Annotated in this window: 13 protein-coding genes and 1 pseudogene; 11 read left to right on the top strand and 3 right to left on the bottom strand. The window is 68.0% G+C overall.

What is annotated here, in order from left to right:
- The first annotated feature begins 22 nt into the window (after positions 1-22).
- From KBZ19_RS10490 to dacB, 3 genes are all read left to right on the top strand, one after another.
- Positions 23-841, top strand: coding sequence for a DUF1995 family protein (locus KBZ19_RS10490; RefSeq protein ID WP_255100892.1), 819 nt, complete (start codon positions 23-25; stop codon positions 839-841).
- A gap of 96 nt (positions 842-937) precedes the next feature.
- Positions 938-1,465 (top strand): DUF4330 domain-containing protein, encoded by a 528-nt coding sequence (locus tag KBZ19_RS10485; protein WP_255100978.1) that lies wholly within the window; start codon positions 938-940, stop codon positions 1,463-1,465.
- Between the two features lies 1 nt (position 1,466).
- The gene (gene dacB / locus KBZ19_RS10480; protein ID WP_255100891.1) at positions 1,467-2,738 is read left to right on the top strand and encodes a D-alanyl-D-alanine carboxypeptidase/D-alanyl-D-alanine-endopeptidase; all 1,272 of its coding nucleotides are present in this window, start codon (positions 1,467-1,469) and stop codon (positions 2,736-2,738) included.
- Here dacB and KBZ19_RS10475 read toward each other — a convergent pair.
- Together KBZ19_RS10475 and coaD are read right to left on the bottom strand one after the other, a co-directional pair.
- Positions 2,713-3,666, bottom strand: coding sequence for a hypothetical protein (locus KBZ19_RS10475; RefSeq protein WP_255100890.1), 954 nt, complete (start codon positions 3,664-3,666; stop codon positions 2,713-2,715). The two genes, dacB and KBZ19_RS10475, sit on opposite strands and share 26 nt — an antisense overlap.
- Before the next feature lies 1 nt (position 3,667).
- Positions 3,668-4,159 (bottom strand): pantetheine-phosphate adenylyltransferase, encoded by a 492-nt coding sequence (gene coaD / locus KBZ19_RS10470; RefSeq protein WP_094512839.1) that lies wholly within the window; start codon positions 4,157-4,159, stop codon positions 3,668-3,670.
- A 130-nt stretch (positions 4,160-4,289) separates the two neighbouring features.
- On the opposite strand from coaD, the gene KBZ19_RS10465 reads away from it, so the two are divergent.
- From KBZ19_RS10465 to KBZ19_RS10440, 6 genes and pseudogenes are all read left to right on the top strand, one after another.
- Positions 4,290-4,808: a flavin reductase family protein gene (locus KBZ19_RS10465; RefSeq protein WP_094512840.1), complete on the top strand. Its 519-nt coding sequence runs from the start codon at positions 4,290-4,292 to the stop codon at positions 4,806-4,808.
- A pseudogene (gene uvrC, locus KBZ19_RS10460) lies at positions 4,759-6,756 on the top strand (excinuclease ABC subunit UvrC); the annotation flags it as partial. The gene KBZ19_RS10465 and the pseudogene uvrC, both read left to right, overlap by 50 nt.
- A gap of 155 nt (positions 6,757-6,911) precedes the next feature.
- Positions 6,912-8,495, top strand: a complete 1,584-nt coding sequence (locus KBZ19_RS10455; protein WP_255100888.1) for a cryptochrome/photolyase family protein — start codon at positions 6,912-6,914, stop codon at positions 8,493-8,495.
- Positions 8,496-8,522: 27 nt separating this feature from the next.
- The gene (gene hemJ / locus KBZ19_RS10450) at positions 8,523-9,113 is read left to right on the top strand and encodes a protoporphyrinogen oxidase HemJ (protein ID WP_094512843.1); all 591 of its coding nucleotides are present in this window, start codon (positions 8,523-8,525) and stop codon (positions 9,111-9,113) included.
- Positions 9,103-9,756, top strand: a complete 654-nt coding sequence (locus KBZ19_RS10445) for a PHP domain-containing protein (RefSeq protein WP_369803023.1) — start codon at positions 9,103-9,105, stop codon at positions 9,754-9,756. The genes hemJ and KBZ19_RS10445 overlap by 11 nt, the downstream gene beginning before the upstream one ends.
- A 29-nt stretch (positions 9,757-9,785) precedes the next feature.
- Entirely contained in the window at positions 9,786-10,328 is a 543-nt protein-coding gene (locus tag KBZ19_RS10440; protein WP_094512845.1) for a hypothetical protein, read from the top strand.
- A 60-nt stretch (positions 10,329-10,388) separates the two neighbouring features.
- On the opposite strand, the gene cobN is transcribed toward KBZ19_RS10440, so the two are convergent.
- Complete coding sequence (gene cobN / locus KBZ19_RS10435) at positions 10,389-14,261, bottom strand: cobaltochelatase subunit CobN (protein WP_255100977.1); 3,873 nt, start codon at positions 14,259-14,261, stop codon at positions 10,389-10,391.
- Positions 14,262-14,338: 77 nt separating this feature from the next.
- On the opposite strand from cobN, the gene KBZ19_RS10430 reads away from it, so the two are divergent.
- Both KBZ19_RS10430 and metH read left to right on the top strand, forming a co-directional pair.
- Positions 14,339-15,256: a branched-chain amino acid transaminase gene (locus tag KBZ19_RS10430; protein ID WP_094512847.1), complete on the top strand. Its 918-nt coding sequence runs from the start codon at positions 14,339-14,341 to the stop codon at positions 15,254-15,256.
- 47 nt (positions 15,257-15,303) lie between these two features.
- Positions 15,304-19,020 carry a methionine synthase gene (metH, locus tag KBZ19_RS10425; RefSeq protein WP_255100887.1) on the top strand — a complete coding sequence of 1,239 codons (3,717 nt, stop codon included), beginning with the start codon at positions 15,304-15,306 and terminating at the stop codon, positions 19,018-19,020.
- The last annotated feature ends 14 nt before the right edge of the window (positions 19,021-19,034 follow it).

Raw genomic sequence — 19,034 nt, 5'->3', positions numbered from 1 at the left:
GCGCGCCCGCCACCGATTCAGCGTGCTTCCTCCCGATCTGCTCAGCGCCGAAGCCCAGGCCATGGAGGGCTTGAACGCCGCCCTGGCGGAGAGCGCCAACGGTCGCTGGACCCTGGAGTTCCGCTTTGAAGGGTTGCGTCTGCTGCCACTGGTGCTGCGGCTCGGCCAGGCCCTGCAGGCGCAGGAACGGCAGTTCCGCCTGGTGTTCCCCGATGCGGGTGCCACTGCCCTGGCCCAGCGCGACGCCCCTGATCTGGCCGCCCGCACCGGCAGCCTGAAGGACCAGGAGCGGTTGAAGGCCGCCGCCGCTGATCCTGTGGCTGCTGCTGGAGCTGGGGCTGCAGCGGAGCCTTTGGATTCAGATGTCGCCAGCGCAGAGGCTGGGGATTCGAGCGCCCCTCAGGGCACTGCCGGCGACGCAAAGAGCGATGCCACCCCGGGCGACACCCTGCTGCTGCTGGTGGCGCCAGGCCCGTCGGACTACGACGCGGTCGAGCGCCTCTGCCTGAACCATCGCGGCGGAGTGGTGCTGCTCAACGGCAGCCTCGAGGATGTGGCCGTTGGGATCGGCAGCGTGGCGCGGGAGCGGCGGCGAGGCTTCCTCTCCACCTGGCGCAGTGCCTATGCCCTGCTACCCCTGCCCGAGGGTGCCCTGCGCCGCTGCTTCCCCGGCCCGTGGGAACTGTACCGCAACGACCCCGATGGCCACCGCCTGGTGGAGACCTTCGAGCAGAAGCCCGATGCGGAGCAGGTGGCGGAAACGCTCAGCCCCGGACAGGCGGCCACAGTGGCGGGCGGTTTGCAGGCCCTCGATCGCTTTCTCGGCAGTCTGAGGAACTGACGGCCTGCGGCCGCACCGATGTGCGAATTCAGGAGCTCCACCCCCCTGGTGGCCCCTGGCCAGGCTCCTTAAGCTTGCGTGTCTGAACGTTGCGCCATGGCCGCCGAGCCCCACACCACCCGCCGCTCCTGGAGTCTGGTGGACGTCGGAGCAGCCGCCGCCGTGCTGATGGCCCTGGCCGGGGTGATCTGGAGCCCGAAGCTCAGCGGTGCGGTGGCGGAAGCCACCGGCGCCATGCAGCCGGTCACGGTGATGGTGGATGTGCGAGGAGCCTCGGTGGCGGATCCCCAGGCCCTGATCCGCTCGATCCGCAACGACGGGGAGGTGAGCATCGTGATCCGCAACCAACCCCACGGCACGGTGAAGCTGCAGGAGCTGGTGCCGCTGCAGCGCCGCCTCGTGGCGGTCCAGCCCGACGGACGGGTGGTGACCGCCATCGACCCCAACCAGGCCGTGTTCGGTTCGCTTGATGCCCGCTTCGTCCTTGAGGGCAAAGGGCGCAAGACCAGCGGTGGCGTGGTGTTCGGCAACCAGAACCTCAAGATCGGCGCCCCTGTGGAGCTTGAGGGCCGTGACTTCCGCATCGGCGGCACGGTGTCGGGTCTGAAACTCGGAGTCAGCTGACATGACACGTTCCGCTCAGAAGCTCAGCCGCCTCGGCCTCAGCCTCGGGCTGGCGCTGGCCACCTGCGCTCCGGCCATGGCCATGCCGATGGCGAGCCTGCCGGCGGCGCCGCCGGCCGTCGGGTTGCCCCAGTTGCAGAACCAGGTCAGCTGCCCGGCCCTGCAGCAACGGGTGCGCGCCCACCTCGGCCCCGAAATCGGTGTGTGGAGTGTCACCGTGGCCGATGGCAACGGCCGGCTGCTGGCCGATGTGAACGGCCTGCGTCCACGCGTGCCGGCCTCGAACCAGAAGCTGGTCAGTTCCGCCTTCGCCCTCGACCGGCTGGGCCCCGACTACCGCCTCACCACCCGGCTCTGGCGTCTGCCTGATGGCACCCTGCGCCTCACAGGCGAGGGGGATCCCGATCTCGATCTGCCCCAGCTGCAGCGCTTCGCCCAGCTGGCCCTTGGTTCAGGAGGTGGGCCAGGCCTGCCGGGTGCCAACGTGCGCCTGGAGCTGGCCGAAGAACCGCCCCAGGCCTGGTGGCCCCAGGGCTGGCATCCGGAGGATCGCGCCTACGCCTATGGGGCGCCGATCACCCGGCTGGCCATCACCAGCAACGCGATCGACATGGCTGTGGCCAATCCACCCGGTCGTCTGCAGCGCCTGCTCACCCGCACACTGACCAGCCAGGGAGGGCGGAACGTGCAGCTGGCCATGGTGTCGTCCCTGGCACCGCTGCCGGAAGGATCCGTGCTGCTGCACGAGGAACCCTCAGCACCGATGCACAACCTGCTCAGCCTGGCGAATTCCGAAAGCCACAACTTCACCGCTGAGGTGTTGCTGCGGCAGGCAAGCGGCACCTGGTCGCTGCCCCAGAGCCGGCAGGCTGCCCTGCAGTGGCTGCGGGCCCAGGGGTTGCCCACCGAAGGTGTGGTGGTGATGGGCGGCAGCGGCCTCGACCGCGGCGACCGGCTAACGTCCCGCCTGCTCGCCGGCCTGCTTCTGCGCATGGCCCAGCACCCCTTCGGCTCCAACTACATCGCCTCGATGGCCGTGGCCGGGCGGCGCGGCACCCTGCGCAACCTCTACAAGGGCACCAGCCTCGACGGACGGCTGCACGCCAAAACCGGGACGCTCACCGGCGTGCGTTCGATCAGCGGCGTGCTCGACACCACGGATGGCCACCGCTACGTGAGCCTGATCTCCAATGGAGCCGGTTCACCGAACACCACGATCGGCCGGGTGCTCCGCGACGTGCAGATCGTCAGCCTCTGCCAGCCACCTGCCTGAGGCGTGAGGCGGCGCGGCGGGCGCGGCTGGTGAGGGGAGCCTCCTTGGCTTCAGCCTCAGCGGCGGGTTGGAGGACGGCACGATCACTGGCCGGAGGGGTCTCGCTGGTCTGCAGCCGCCCCAGCTCACGCCGCCCTGCATGCACCACCTTGTTGAGTTCACCGAGCCGCGTTTCCAGCTCCGTCAGCACCTGCTCGGCATAACGGTTGGCGCCTTCCTGCACCGCTCCCGCCTCCTGCCGCGTGCGGGTGATCAGCTGTTCGCACTGCTGCTGGGTCTGCTGGCGGAACTGCAGGGCGTCGCTGTGCAGGCGTTCGGCCTCCGCCTGGCTCTCGCGTTGAATGCGCAAGCCTTCCTGGCGGATCTGCTCGATCTCCTGCAGGCTCTGCTGACGACTGCGTTCATGCTGGTCGCCCAGCTGACGCTTGAGCTCGGTGTACTCGGCGTCGAGCTGCTGGCGGCGCTGGATCGCCTCCTGCTCCAGTTGCTGGCGGCGCGCACCGAACTGCTGCTCCATCTGGGCCTGACGGGTCTGGTGCTCCTGCTCTGCCTGGGCCACCTGCTGACGGGTGGCCAGCTGCATCTGCTCGCACTGCTGGCGGGTGTGCTCCCGGATCTGCGCCCCCTGCTGTTCCGCTTCCTGCCGCACCGAAGCGGCATTGATCAGCTGCTCCCGCTCGCGGCGGGCCTGCACCATGATCTCTTCGGCCTGCTGCCGCGCCTTGGCGATGAACGTGTCGCGCTGAGCCAGCAGCTCCTGCGCCTGAAGCAGCTCCGCCGGGAGCTTCTCGCGAATCGTGTCGAACACCTCGATGGCGTCCTGCTCGTTCACCAGCCGGCCGCCGCTGAAGGGGATGCGCGAGCCCTCCAGCACGATCTCTTCGAGCTGTTCGAGCTGTTCCAGCACGCTGATCCGAGTCTCGGTCATCTCATCGGGGCGGGAATGTCTGATTAAAGAGCCTGGCGAGTTCCTCCGCCACTCCGCCGGGCACCAGGTGGCGCACCTCACCGCCGAAGCGCGCCACCTCCTTCACCACGCTGCTGCTGAGGAAGCTGTGGGGCACGGCGGTGGCCAGGAACAGCGTTTCCACCTCCGGCGCCAGGCTGAGATTGGTGTGGGCGATCTGCAGCTCGAACTCAAAATCGCTCATCGCCCGCAGCCCCCGCAGGATCACTCCCGTACCCGTCCGGCGCGCGAACTCCACGGTGAGGCCGTCGAAGCTGCCCACCTCCACATTGCTGAGATGGGCGGTGGCGCGGCGGATCTGCGCCAGCCTCTGGTCAAGCGAAAAGCTGGGCTGTTTGGAGGGGTTCTGCAGCACCGCCACCAGCACCTGCTCGAACAGGCGACTGCTGCGCTCGATCAGGTCGAGGTGGCCAAGGGTGATCGGATCGAAGCTGCCGGGGTAGAGGGCCTTCATGGGAGCGGGGGCGAGGGGCCCGGCGGCGGGAGCGGCGGGGGGATCCTATGGAGGCTGCTGCTGGCTGCGGTCGCGAGCGGTCCCCCCCTCCGGCTTGCCTAAGGTTGGAATCACCTCCAGGAACCAGGCCATGGCTGTGGATCTCAACGTCGATGGCGCCGCCACCCCCGTGCTCGACAGCGCCGCGAAGAAAACCCTGCTGCGCAAGATCCCCCACGGCGTGTTCATCTGTGGCGTGGCCGAGGGCGATGACGTCAACGGCTTCACCGCCAGCTGGGTCACCCAGGGGTCGTTCGATCCGCCGCTCGTGGTGATGGCCGTGCGTGCCGATTCCACCAGCAACGGCATCATCAGCCGCACGGGCCGCTTCTCGCTCAACGTGCTCTCTGCCGAGCAGAAAGACCTGGCGGCGGTGTTCTTCAAGCCCCAGAAAGGCATCGGTGGCCGCTTCGATGCCGCTCCCTTCACGCTGGGGCCCCTGGGCCTGCCTGTGCTCGACGACGCGCTCGGCGCCGTGGAATGCACGGTGGTGGGCCAGGTGGCCCACGGTGATCACACCGTGTTCGTGGCGGAAGTGAAGTCGGCCCAGCTGCACCGCGATGGCGCCGCACTGGAGCTGTCCGCCACCGGCTGGCAGTACGGCGGCTGAGCCGCCTCTCGCGGGAGCATTGGGCATGGGGGCCACGCTGCAACCGCTGCTGATGGATCAGGCACGCCTGGCTCAGCGGCTGAAGGAGCTGCCGGCCGAGCCGGGCTGCTACCTGCTGCGCGATCTCGACGACCGCATCCTTTACATCGGCAAATCGAAGAGCCTGCGCAGCCGCGTGCGCAGCTACTTCCGTGATTCCCACGATCTCAGCCCCCGCATCAGCCTGATGGTGCGTCAGGTGGCGGAGATCGAGTTCATCGTCACTGACAGCGAAGCCGAGGCGCTGGCGCTGGAATCCAACCTGATCAAGAACCACCAGCCGCACTTCAACGTGCTGCTCAAGGACGACAAGAAATATCCCTATCTCTGCATCACCTGGAGCGAGGCCTACCCGCGCATCTTCATCACCCGTCGCCGCCGGCTGCGCAGCCCGCTCGATCGCTTCTACGGGCCCTATGTGGATGTGGGTCTGCTGCGCCGCACCCTGTTTCTGGTCAAGCGGGTGTTTCCGCTGCGTCAGCGCCCCCAGCCTCTCTACAGGGATCGCACCTGCTTGAACCACGCGATCGGCCGCTGCCCCGGCGTTTGCCAGGAAAAGATCAGCCCTGAGGCCTACCAGCACACCTTGCGCAAGGTGGCCATGGTGTTCCAGGGCCGCAGCGACGAACTGCTTGTGCTGCTGCGCGCCCAGATGGAGCGCTACGCCGAACGGGAGGATTTCGAGGCGGCCGCCCGGGTACGCGACCAGATGCAGGGGCTCGAGCAGCTCACCGCCGACCAGAAGATGGCCCTGCCCGATGCCTCCGTGTCGAGGGATGTGCTGGCGCTGGCGGCCGATGCGCGCGTGGCCGCCGTGCAGCTGTTTCAGATGCGGGCCGGCAAGCTGGTGGGGCGGCTCGGCTACACCGCCGATGCCTCGGTCGCCAGCCCCGGGGCCATCCTGCAACGGGTGCTGGAAGAGCACTACAGCCAGGTGGAGCCGGTGGAGATCCCACCGGAGGTGCTGGTGCAGCACCCCTTGCCGCAGCAGGCGCTGGTGGAAGACTGGCTGAGCGAGCGCCGGGGCCGCAAGGTGCGGCTGCAGCACCCGCAGCGGCAGCAGAAGGCCGATCTGATCGAACTGGTGGAACGCAATGCGGCCTTTGAGCTGGGCCGGGCCCAGCGCAGCGCCGAGCAGCACCAGCTCGCCACCGAAGACCTGGCCCAACTGCTGGATCTGCCCGTGCCGCCGCGTCGGGTGGAGGGCTATGACATCAGCCACATCCAGGGCAGCGACGCGGTGGCCTCCCAGGTGGTGTTCGTGGATGGGCTGCCGGCCAAGCAGCACTACCGCAAGTACCGCATCCAGAGCAGCAGCATCCGCTCCGGCCACTCCGACGACTTCATGGCCATGGCCGAGATCATGCGCCGCCGCTTCCGCCGCTGGGCCCAGGCGAAGGCGGAGGGGGCCGATCTGGTGGCACTGCGCAAGGCCACAGGCACCGCACTCCACACCGGCGGCCTCAACGACTGGCCCGATGTGGTGATGATCGACGGTGGCAAAGGACAGCTCTCGGCGGTGATGGAGGCGCTGCGGGAACTGAACCTGCACGAAGACCTGGTGGTGTGCTCCCTGGCGAAGCAGCGGGAGGAAGTGTTCCTGCCCGGCACCAGCCAGCCGCTGGAGACCGAACCCGACCAGCTCGGCGTCGTGCTGCTGCGGCGTCTGCGCGATGAAGCGCACCGCTTCGCGGTGAGCTTCCACCGCCAGCAGCGGGGGGAGCGGATGAAACGTTCGCGCTTGAGCGACATCCCCGGGCTGGGACCCAAACGGGTGAAGGAGCTGCTGGGGCACTTCCGCTCGATCGATGCGATCCAGCTGGCCAGCCCGGCCCAGATCGCTGCGGCGCCCGGCGTGGGCCCCGCCCTGGCCCAGCAGATCTGGAGCTACTTCCACCCCGAGGCTGACCACGACACGGCTGACCATGACGGGCCCGATCCGGACAACCTGGTGCCGGCCGCCGATTGTGAGCGGCATGAAGCCCCAAGCGTTGCGCAGGAGCCTGGTGGCCGGATCGGCAGCGGCGCCGGCGCCGCCCTCGTGCACTGAGCAGGAGGCAAGCCATGGCGGGGCTCGGGCTCTGGGTGCTGGGTGACCAGCTGCACGCGCAGCAAGCTGCTCTGGCCAGCAGCGCCCCCGGCCAGGCGCGGGTGGTGCTGATCGAGAGCAGTGGTGTGGTGGCCCGCCGCCGCTACCACCGCCAGAAGCTGGTGCTGGTGTGGAGCGCCATGCGGCACTTCAGCGCCGAGCTGCAGGCGCTCGGCTGGCAGGTGGACCTGTTGGAGGCGGCGGAATTCGGCACCACCTTGATCGACTGGATCCAGAGGCAGGGCATCCGCACCCTGCGCGTGATGGAGCCGGCGGATCGCCCCTTCCGGCAGGCGATCGAACGGCTTGATCTGGGCGGGCGCACCGGCGTGCAGCTCGAATGGCTGCCCTCCAACCACTTCCTCTGGAGCCGGGAGGCGTTCGCGGCCTGGGCTGGCCGCTACAAGCAGCTGCGCATGGAGCTCTTCTACCGGGAGGGGCGCCGCCGCTTCGGCGTGCTGATGGAGGACGGCGAACCGCGCGGCCAGCAGTGGAACTTCGACAAGGACAACCGCAAGCCACCGCGCCAGGGACTGGAAGGGCCGGCCCCGCTGCTGTTCAGCCCCGATGCGATCACGCGGGCCGTGATCGAGAAAGTGCGGCGTCTCGATGCGGAGCGGGCCGCCGCCGGAGAAGCGCCGCTACCCGGTGCGCTGGAGCCTTTCCATTGGGCGGTCACCCGCCAGCAGGCGCTGCAGGTGCTTGATCACTTCGTGGCCACCCGCCTGGCTGGTTTCGGCCCCTACCAGGACGCCATGGTCAGCGGCCAGCCCACGCTCTGGCATGCCCTGATCAGCCCCTACCTGAACCTGGGCCTACTGGAACCGCTGGAGGTGATCCGCCGGCTGGAGTCGGCAGGTACGGGCGCGGCGAGCGGCGTGGAGCCACCGGTGCCGCTCGCCAGCCTGGAGGGGGTGATCCGGCAGCTGCTCGGCTGGCGCGAATACATGCACGGCCTCTACCACTGGTTCGGCGAGGGTTATGCAGGCCGCAACCACTTCGGCCACACCCGGCCCCTGCCCCTCTGGTTCGAGCAGCTTGGTGGCAGCGGCATGGCCTGCCTGGATCAGGTGCTCGGCGAACTGGATCGCACCGGCTACGCCCATCACATCCAGCGGCTGATGGTGCTGGCCAACTACGGTCTGCTGGCAGGGCTCGATCCCCAGGCCCTCACCGCCTGGTTCCACCGTCTGTTCATCGACGGCCACGACTGGGTGATGCAGACCAACGTGCTGGGCATGGGGGTCTTTGCCGACGGCGGCCTGCTGGCCAGCAAGCCCTACGCCGCCAGCGGCCGCTACATCGCCCGCATGAGCAACTACTGCAAAGGCTGTCGTTTCGACCCGGCACAGCGGACCGGGCCGTCAGCCTGCCCCTTCACAACCCTCTACTGGCATTTTCTGGATCGCCACGAAGCTCTACTGCGCGGCAATCCCCGCATGGCCCTGGTGATCTCCCAGCTCGATCGCCTCCCTGCCGAGGAGCGGCAAGCGGTCGCCGTCGCCGCTGCGGCCCACCTGGAGCGGGCGGCCGGATCGGCCCCCACCGGTGCCGCCTAACTTGAACGGGCCATCCCTTCGCTGCCGATGCCGGCCCTGGCCCTGCCCCCCGAGGCCTACCTCTGGTTCAAGACCCTCCACATTGTGGGCGTGGTGGTGTGGTTCGCCGGACTCTTCTATCTGGTGCGCCTGTTCATTTATCACGTGGAAGCCGAAGCGCTGGACGAGCCCCTGCGCGCCGCTTTCCACAGCCAGTACGAGCTGATGGAGCGCCGGCTGGCCAACATCATCACCACGCCCGGCATGGTGGTGGCGGTGACGATGGCGGTGGGGTTGCTGCTGGTGCAGCCGATCTGGCTGAAACAGAGCTGGATGCACGCCAAGCTGGCCGTGGTGCTGGCCCTGCTCGTGTACCACTGGTTCTGCTATCGCCTGATGGGGCAGCTCAAGGCGGGCACCTGTCGCTGGAGTGGCAGGCAGCTGCGGGCGCTCAATGAGCTGCCCACCCTGATGCTGGTGCTGGTGGTGATGCTGGTGGTGTTCAAGGCCCAGTTCCCCACGGGAGCTGCCACCTGGTTCCTGGTGGCCCTGGTGGTGGCGATGGCGGCCTCGATCCAGTTCTATGCCCGCTGGCGGCGGCTGCGTTCCGAACGGGAGGCGATCGCAGGTGCCGGCTGACCACCCACTCGTGGAGGTGCTGGCGGCGGTGGACGCGCAGAGCTGCCCCACCCGGCTCAACTTCCATTGCCACACCCATTGCAGCGACGGCAGCCTCGAACCGGCCGCCGTGGCCGACCAGGCGCTGGCGATGGGCCTGGAGCATTTCGCCGTCACCGATCACCACAGCATCGCGGCCTACCAACCGGCTCGGGCTCACCTGGAGGAGCGCCAGCGACTGGGGCAGCGGGTGCCGCAGCTGTGGAGTGGGGTGGAAATCAGCTGCCTGCTGGAGGGCTGCCTGGTGCATGTGCTGGCCCTGGGCTTCGAGCTGCACCACCCGGCCCTGGCGCCTTACGTGCGCGGCCATGCGGTGGTGGGGCCAGGGCTGCGCGCCGGCAAGGTGCGGGAAGCGATTCATGCCGCCGGTGGCCTGGCCTTGCTGGCCCATCCGGCCCGCTACCGGCGTCCCCACCAGCAGCTGATCGCGGCGGCGGCAGAGCTCGGCTTCGATGGGGCCGAAGCCTTCTACGACTACGACCTGACCAGCCGCTGGCAGCCCACACCGTTGGTGTGCGACGCAATCGCCAGCCAGCTGCAGAGCCTGGGTTTGCTGAGAAGTTGTGGCACCGATACCCATGGACTGGCCTTGTCAGGCCGCTAGGGTTCATCACAGGTTTCCGTTTCCTCACCATGGGTCTCTTCGATCGTCTGTTGAACATCGGTACCAAGGACGCCAGCTTCTCCTCCAAGCCGGCCAAACCCGAGAAGCCCGCCGCCAAGGCTGGCGAACAGACGTTCTTCCTCGACCCCGACACCTCCAGCTCCATGGGCAACGTGGAGTACATGCGGCGCTCCAACAAAATCCGGCGCACCTTCCCCGGCAATGCCGACAATCCGGGTGAAAAGGAGATGGTGCAGGAAGTCGATTCGATGTCGGCGCGGCTGGAGAAAGCCAGCAGCGGCCTGCCGGTGAACGCATCGCCTGAATCCAACACCAGCCTCACCGGTGGCGTGCCCAAGCCGGTGAAGAAAACCTTCGCGGCCCGCCTCACCTCCGCTGAACTTGGTCAGCGGCTCAAGGGCGCGGCAGTCGCCGTCAACACGCCCGGCGGCAGCTCTGCAGGGCGCAAGGCCGATGCCGCCGGCAGTTCCCAGCCCCAGTTCACCCAGAAGCCGGCCAAGCCTGGCGACATTGACCCGTTCAAGGCCATGGCCCGCGACCTCAACAACTGATCGGCTTGGTGAGCAGCCGCGGTTCACTCCTTCGAATGTGAGTGGCCGCGGCTCACTTGTTCAGGTTTCGATCAGGCTTTCGCTGCCGATCACCAAGGCCTTCAGATGTTCAAGCTGGGCAGGATCCGCTCCCCGCCACAGCTCGCGGTTGGCGGCCTCCAGCAGCCGCTCGGCCATGTCCCGCAGCGCCCACGGGTTCGACTGCCGAAGCGCCTGCAACACGTCGTCGTCCTGCAGCCACTGGCGGCAGATGGCGCCATAGCTCCAATCCGGCACCCGGCCCGTGCTCGCGTCGTAGGCGAACAGGTAATCGAGGCTGGCGGCCAGCTCGAAACCGCCCTTGTATCCGTGGGCAAGCATGCCCTGAATCCAGCGCGGGTTCAGCACGCGTGAGCGGAGCACCTTGTCGAATTCATGCTCCAGCCGGTGCACGCGCGGCCGCTGGTGGCGCGAATGATCGGCGAACCAGAGGGCCGGAGCGCTGCCGCGCACCCGTTCGCTGGCGGCGCTGAGTCCTCCTTGGAACTGGTAGTAGTCGTCGGAATCCAGCAGGTCGTGCTCACGGTTGTCCTGGTTGTGGAGTACCACCTCCACCTGACGCAACCGCTGCTCCAGCCCCTCACGATCGGGGCTGGCCTCGCAACGGCCGTCACCGCTGGCGTCGTAACGCCAGCCGCTCCAGTTGAGGAAGGCCTCACCGAGATCGCCCCGCTGCTCCCACTGACCACTGTCGATCAGCCCCTGAAGCCCCGCCCCATAGGCCCCCGGCGCCGAGCCGTACACCCTGCCGCTGTGGCCTTCCTGGCGGGCATGGGCTGCCAGCGGGTTGTGCCACTCGTCTTCATCAAGAGCAGCGACCCGGCGGCTGGCCTGATTCATCCAGTCGACCAGCTGCGGGAAAGCATCGCGGAAGAGGCCGGAGATGCGCAGCGTCACATCCACCCGGGGGCGTTGCAGCAGGCTGAGCGGAATCACCTCCAGATCCACCATCCGCCGGGTCGGTCCGTCCCACACCGGCCGCACCCCCATCAGCGCCAGCGCCTGGGCGATGTCCTCGCCGCCATTGCGCATCGTGGCGGTGCCCCACACCGACAGGGCCAGGTGGCGCAGGTCGTCTCCCTCCTGCTGCAGGTGGGCTTCCAGCAGCAGGGCGGCGCTGCGACGCCCCAGGTCCCAGGCGGCTTCGGTGGGCAGCCCGCGCAGATCCACGCTGTAGAAGTTGCGGCCGGTGGGCAGCACATCAGGGCGGCCGCGTGTGGGCGCCCCGGAGGGCCCGGCGGCAATGCGTTCCCCGGCCAGGCCGCGCAGCAGGGCCTGACGCTCGGCGCTGGCGCAGGCCAGCAGGCGCGGCAGCAGCTGACGCCGCACACGCTCCAGCACAGCCTGGGTTGTTGGTCCCACCACCACCGCTGCAGAAGCGGCAGTGGCGGTGGTGGGCGCCAGCAGCGGCTTCAGCAGATCGAGGGCCTGTGCTTCCAGCAGGGCAACGGCATCACCACAGCGGCGCAGGGCGGTCGGGGCAGAGGGAGAGGCCGGGTCAGAGACGGCGGCCGCGGGAGACGCCTGGAGGCGGAGGCGATCCGCCACGCTGAGTGGCGCCTCCTCGGCATCCGCCCACGGGTCCAGCTCCAGTTGCAGATCAGCGGCCAGGGCCTGGGTGAGACCAGGGCCCTCGGCCAGGGGGGGCCGCACCAGGCACAGCAGCAGCTCCAGCAAGGGCTGGGGACCAGGCAGGTGGCCGAACACATGCAGGCCGGTGCGGATCTGAGCTTCCTTCAGCTCACACAGGTAGCCATCGGCGCCATCGAGACGCGCTTCAAGATCATCGATGGCCTGGGCAGAGGCGGATCCCACAGCAGCGCCGGCCGCGAATGATCTGTCTGCAGCTGATCGATCTGCAGATGTGCCGTCTCCAGCAGCGGCATGCGCGGGCAGCTCCAGGGAGGCGAGCAGCCCGGCGAGCCGCTCCCGTAAGGGAGCGACGCGCTCGCTGCCCAGCTGGCGGGCCTCCCAGTACTCGTCGAGCAGGGCTTCGAGCTCCTGCAGGGGCCCGTGCAGCCCGGCCCGATCGAGCGGAGGGGTGAGGTGATCGAGGATCACCGCCTGGGCGCGGCGCTTGGCCTGGGAGCCTTCGCCCGGATCGTTGACGATGAACGGATACAGGTGGGGCATGGGCCCCAGCGCCCACTCGGGGAAGCACTGATCGGAGAGGCCGAGCCCCTTGCCGGGGAGCCATTCCAGGTTGCCGTGCTTGCCCACGTGGACCACCACCTGGCTGGCGGCCACCTGGCGCAGCCACAAATACTGGGCCAGGTAGGCATGGGTGGGCGGCAGGTCGGGGGAGTGATAGCTGAGGCTGGGGTCGCGGCCGTAGCCCCGCTCCGGCTGCACCAGCACGGCCACGGCGCCGAAGCGCAGACCTCGGATCGGGAAGCCGGCACCCGCCGGCCCCTGCTCCAGGCCCTCATCGGCAGCGGGCGGCCCCCAGCGGGTCTCCAGCACGGCCCTGCCCGCCGCCGGGAGTTGCTGGTACCAGGCGAGATAGGTCGCCAGGGGCAGGTGATCGAGCGGCGGCCGGTGCTGGCTTTCCGGGTCGTTGGTGCGTCCGGCCAGCAGCTGCTGGATCAGGGCATCCCCGTCAGCGGGAAGGCCTGTCGTCAGTTCCGCGGGCAGGTCCGTGGGCAGGTCCGTGGGGGTCACGCCCAGGTCGTAGCCGGCCTCCGCCAGCCAGCGGAGCATCGCCGCGGCGCTGGCGGGGGTGTCGAGGCCCACGCCATTGGCCAGGCGGCTGTTGCGGGTGGGGTAGTTGGCCAACACCAGGGCCACACGGCGCTGCTTCACCGGGGTGAGGCGCAGCTCCACCCAGGCCGCCAGCAGGCGGGCGATCCAGTCGAGCCGTTCCGGATCCGGCTGGTAGTGCATCAGCGCTGCCGAAAGCGAGGCATCGGCCCGCTCCAGCTCCTTGAAGGCACCGACCCGGCTGGTGATGCGTCCGTCAAGCTCGGGCAGAGCCACCTGCAGGCTGAGATCGAGCGGGCCGAGGCCGATGCTGCTGGCAGCCCATTGCTCACGGCTGCGGGTGCTGCAGAGCACCTGAATCACCGGCACGTTGAGGCGGTCCCAGAGCGGGGCACCCAGACCCGCTTCCTCGAACTGCACCGAGGCAAAGGAGGTGGTGCACAGCACGCCCTGCACCCCCTCCCTGTCCAGCAGGTCGGCCACCCCCTGCTGGACAGCGGGATCCCTCAGGCCACTCACCCACAGCGCCCGCGGGCAGAGTCCCTGGCGGCGCAGGGCCTGGAGCAGGACGGTGGCCAGCTGATCGTCGCCGGCCTGCAACAGGGCGCGGTAGAGGATCACCCCCACCCGTGCCCCCGGGTCAGCCCGCCAGTCGTGGGGAAGGGGGTCGGCCAGGGGCAAGGGCACCGGCGCTGGCGCCGCCTGGCCAGCGGCGAGCGCCTCCAGGCTGTCGAGCACGCGGCGCAGGTTGTCAGCACCGCCCTCGCGCAGGCAGCGGCTGATCGCCACGGCCATCTCCTCAGGCCCGTTGCCAAGGCTGGCCAGCTCCAGCTCCTGATCGGCCGTGCCGGCCGCCACGATCAGCTGGCGCCCGGGTTGGTGCTCCGCCCAGGCATGCAGCTGCTCCAGCCCGTAACTCCAGTGGCCCCGTCCACCAAGCAGCCGCACCAACACCACGCGGGTGGTGGACAGGCTGGTGGCGATGTAGTGATCGAGGACCGCCGGCGCAGCCAGCGCGGCCAGGTTCAGCCCCCGCACCGGCACCGCACTGGGCTGCCGGGCGAGAACGGCGGCCAGGGTCTGGAGATCGGTGTCTGAACTGCTGAGCACCAGCAACGGCGTGGACTCCTGCTCCACGAAGGCGGAGTCCTCGAAGCCGGAAGGCAGGCCTGGAACGACGGCAAGACGGTGCATCACGCCATCTTCGGCCCCGGCAGTGAGAAGATCTCACCAGCGAACGCCGCCGGCGCCGCATCTCCACGCGCTTCCGCATGCAGAAGTTTCTTCCTTACGCCTGGTTCGGCGGCCGCTGTGTTCCCTTCGGTGAAGCCACGATTTCAGTGGCCACCCACGCCCTCCATTACGGAACCGGCGCGTTCGGCGGCATGCGGGCCCTGCCCAACCCGGCAGATCCCAACGAGATCCTGCTGTTCCGCGCCGATCGGCACACGCGCCGCCTCTCCCAGAGCGCGCGGCTGCTGTTGGCCGAGCTGCCGGAGGCCACGATTCTCGATGCGATTCAGCAGTTCCTGCAGGCGAACCGTCCCACCACCCCGATCTATCTGCGGCCGTTCGTGTATACCAGCGATCTGGGAATCGCGCCACGCCTCCACGACATTGAGACAGATTTCCTGATCTACGGCATCGAACTCGGCGATTACCTCTCCCCCGATGGGGTGAGCTGCCGCATCAGCAGTTGGTGCCGCCAGGAGGACCGCTCCCTGCCGTTGCGCGGGAAGATCAGCGGCGCGTACATCACCAGCTCCCTGGCCAAAACCGAAGCGGTCAAGAGCGGCTTTGATGAAGCGCTGCTGCTCAACAGCCGCGGCAAGGTAAGCGAAGCCAGCGGCATGAACCTGTTCATGGTGCGCGACGGCGTGCTGATCACCCCCGGGGTCGACCAGGACATCCTTGAGGGGATCACCCGCGCCAGCATCCTCGAGCTGGCGCAGGCCATGGGCATCCCCACCCTGGAACGCGCGGTCGACAAAACGGAGCTGTTCGTCGCCGACGAGGTGTTCCTCAGCGGCACCGCCGCCCGGGTCACGCCAGTGCGCCGCGTGGAAACCACGGATCTGGCTGGACCGCGGCCGATCATGGAGAAGCTGCGCAGCGCCCTCACCGCGATCACCGAGGGCCGCGATCCGGCCTACGAGCACTGGGTGACCCGCGTGCGGCTCGATGGGTAAGCCAGCGGCACTTCCTACAGTGACAGCTGGCCTTGAGCGCGTAATCGATGACGGCAGCGGTGCAGCAGGCAGGGGCGCCAGCGACCCAGCGCATGGGGTTTCTGGAGCGTCTCCACGCACCTGAGCGGCCGGTGCTGGTGTTTGACGGGGCCACCGGCACCTCACTCCAGCAGATGGATCTCAGCGCCGCCGACTTCGGTGGCGCAGCCCTGGAGGGGTGCAACGAGCAGCTGGTGTTCACCCGGCCGGATGCCGTGCAAGCCGTGCACCGCCAGTTTCTGGAGGCCGGCTGTGATGTGATCGAAACCAATACCTTCGGCGCCGCCTCGATCGTGCTGGCCGAATACGGCCTGGAAGACCAGGCCTTCACGATCAACAAGCGGGCGGCCGAACTGGCCCGCGCCTGCGCTGCTGAATACAGCAGCCCCGCCAAACCCCGCTTCGTGGCCGGCTCGATGGGGCCCACCACCAAGTTGCCCACGCTTGGGCACATCGACTTCGACACGATGCGCGACGCCTTCCGGGAGCAGGCGGAAGGCCTGATTGCGGGCGACGTGGACCTGCTGATCGTGGAAACGTGCCAGGACGTGCTGCAGATCAAGGCTGCCCTGCAGGGAATTGAAGCGGCCTTCAGCGCCACCGGGCAGCGGCGGCCGCTGATGGTGTCGGTCACGATGGAAACCACCGGCACCATGCTCGTGGGCTCCGACATCGCCGCGGTGGTGTCGATCCTGGAGCCGTTCCCGATCGATGTGCTCGGCCTCAACTGCGCCACCGGGCCCGAGCAGATGAAGGAGCACATGCGCTACCTGAGCGAGCACAGTCCGTTCGTGGTGAGTTGCATTCCCAACGCCGGGCTGCCCGAAAACGTGGGCGGCGTGGCCCACTACCGGCTGACACCGCTGGAGCTGAAGCTGCAGCTGATGCACTTCGTCAATGATCTCGGCGTGCAGGTGATCGGCGGTTGCTGCGGCACCACTCCCGCCCACATCGCAGCCCTCTCCGAGCTCACCGCCGATCTGCTACCCCGCCCGCGGGCCGTGCGGCGTCCGGAGCAACGGCTGGAGCGGCCGGCTTTCCACTACGAACCTGCGGCCGCCTCGATTTATGGCGTCACGCCATACCACCAGGACAACTCGTTCCTGATCATCGGTGAGCGGCTCAACGCCAGCGGCTCGCGCAAGGTGCGTGATCTGCTCAACGCAGAAGACTGGGACGGGCTGGTGGCCGTGGCACGCGGCCAGGTGAAGGAAAACGCCCACGTGCTCGACGTCAACGTTGATTATGTGGGCCGCGACGGTGAGCGTGACATGCATGAGCTGGTCAGCCGGCTGGTCACGAACGTGAATCTGCCGCTGATGCTCGATTCCACCGAGTGGCAGAAGATGGAAGCCGGCCTGAAGGTGGCAGGCGGGAAATGTCTGCTGAACTCCACCAACTACGAAGATGGGGATGAGCGCTTCTTCAAGGTGCTGGAACTGGCACGGCGCTACGGCGCTGCCGTGGTGATCGGCACGATTGATGAAGAGGGAATGGCGCGCACCGCCGAGCGCAAGTTCGCCATTGCCCAGCGCGCCTATCGCGATGCCCTGGAATTCGGCATTCCAGCGCACGAAATCTTCTACGACCCCCTGGCGCTGCCAATCTCCACCGGCATCGAGGAAGACCGCCTCAATGGAGCCGCCACGATCGAGGCGATCCGCCGCATCCGCAGCGAGCTTCCTGGCGTGCACGTGGTGCTGGGGGTGAGCAACATCAGCTTCGGGCTGTCACCAGCAGCGCGGATCACGCTCAACTCCGTGTTTCTGCACGCGTGCTGTGCCGCCGGCATGGATGCGGCGATCATCAGCCCGGCCAAGATCCTGCCGCTGATCAAGATCAGCGAGGAACACCAACAGGTATGCCGTGATCTGATCGCCGATGCACGCCGTTTCGACGGGGATGTCTGCGTCTACGACCCGCTCACCACGCTCAGCACCCTGTTCGAGGGGGTGAGCGCCCGGGAAGCACGCGACGCGGGGCCGCAGCTGGCGGATCTGGAGGTGGAGAAACGCCTCACCCAGCACATCATCGATGGGGAGCGCATCGGCCTCGAAGCTTCACTCAACGAAGCCCTCGCCAAGTACCCGCCGCTGCAGATCATCAACACCTTCCTGCTCGATGGCATGAAGGTGGTGGGTGAGCTGTTCGGTTCCGGCCAGATGCAGTTGCCCTTCGTGTTGCAGAGCGCTGAGACGATGAAGTTCGCCGTGGCGTTCCTTGAACCCTTCATGGAACGGGTGGAAGGGGAGAGTAGCGCCAAGGCCAAGTTTCTGATCGCCACGGTAAAAGGTGACGTTCATGACATCGGCAAGAATCTGGTGGACATCATTCTCACCAACAACGGTTATGAGGTGGTGAATCTCGGCATCAAGCAGTCGGTGGAAGCGATCATCGAAGCCCAGAAACTGCACCAGGCCGATTGCATCGCCATGAGCGGCCTCCTGGTGAAGTCCACCGCCTTCATGAAAGACAACCTCCAGGCCTTCAATGAGGCGGGCATTCAGGTGCCGGTGATTCTTGGTGGGGCGGCGCTGACACCCCGATTCGTCAACAAGGATTGCCGCGCGGTCTACCGGGGGCAGGTGATCTACGGCCGGGATGCCTTCGCCGACCTGCGCTTCATGGACGCGCTGGTGGAGGCCAAGCAGAACAACCGCTGGAGTGATGCGGAAGGCTTCAGCGGTGAGATTCCGCCCGGACTTGGGCTGGAGCGCGGTGAAGACACGGCCGATGACGCCACGACAACCGCCCCCGCCGGTGCGGAAGGGGCACCGGCAGCCCCGGGATCAGCAGCAGCGGCCCAGACAGCCCCTGATGCCGAGGACCCAGCGGCTGCCGCAGTCGTGCCAGAGACGCCATCCAGCGCAGCAGCGCCGCTCAACGACCATCGCTCCGAGGCCGTTCCAGAAGAGGCCGCCATCCAGCCGCCGTTCCTGGGCAGCCGCGTGCTCGATGAGCAGGCGATTCCGCTGGCTGAGGTGTTCGGCTACCTGGATCGCAACGCCCTGTTCGCCGGGCAGTGGCAGTTGCGCAAGACGCAGCAGCAGAGCCGCGACGACTACGAGCAGATGCTGGCGGCCAAGGCCGAACCGGTGTTGCAGCACTGGATGCAGCGCTGCCTGGAGGAGAAGTTGCTCACTCCACGGGTGGCCTACGGCTACTTCCCCTGTGGCCGGCTCGGCAACGCGCTGGTGGTCTTCGATCCGGCCGCGCCTGAGCGGGAGCTGGGCCGTTTCGAGCTGCCGCGCCAGAGGGGCGGCAACCGCTACTGCGTCGCCGATTTCTACCGCGACCTCCGCCAGGGGCGGCCCACCGATGTGCTGCCGATGCAGGCCGTCACGATGGGGGAGAAGGCCACAGGGTTTGCGCGCGAACTCTTCGCCGCCGATCGCTACACCGACTATCTCTATTTCCACGGTCTGGGGGTGCAGATGGCAGAAGCGCTGGCCGAGTGGACCCATGCACGCATCCGACGCGAACTGGGCTTCGTCGCCGAGGAACCCAGCGCCCTGCGCGATGTGCTTGCCCAGCGCTATCGCGGCAGCCGCTACTCCTTCGGCTATCCCGCCTGCCCCAACGTGGCCGATTCCCGTCCCCAGCTGCAGTGGCTGGGGGCGGAGCGCATCGGGCTGAGCATGGACGAAAGCGACCAGCTGGAGCCCGAGCAGAGCACCACCGCCCTGGTGGCCCTGCACAGCCAGGCGCGCTACTTCAGCGCCTGAGGAATCCATCCCGG

Origin of the sequence: Synechococcus sp. L2F, from assembly GCF_024345695.1 — a bacterium.
GTDB lineage: Bacteria > Cyanobacteriota > Cyanobacteriia > PCC-6307 > Cyanobiaceae > MW101C3.
Note: the sequence above shows the minus strand (reverse complement) of the source record. Positions and strands in the feature narration are given on the sequence as shown.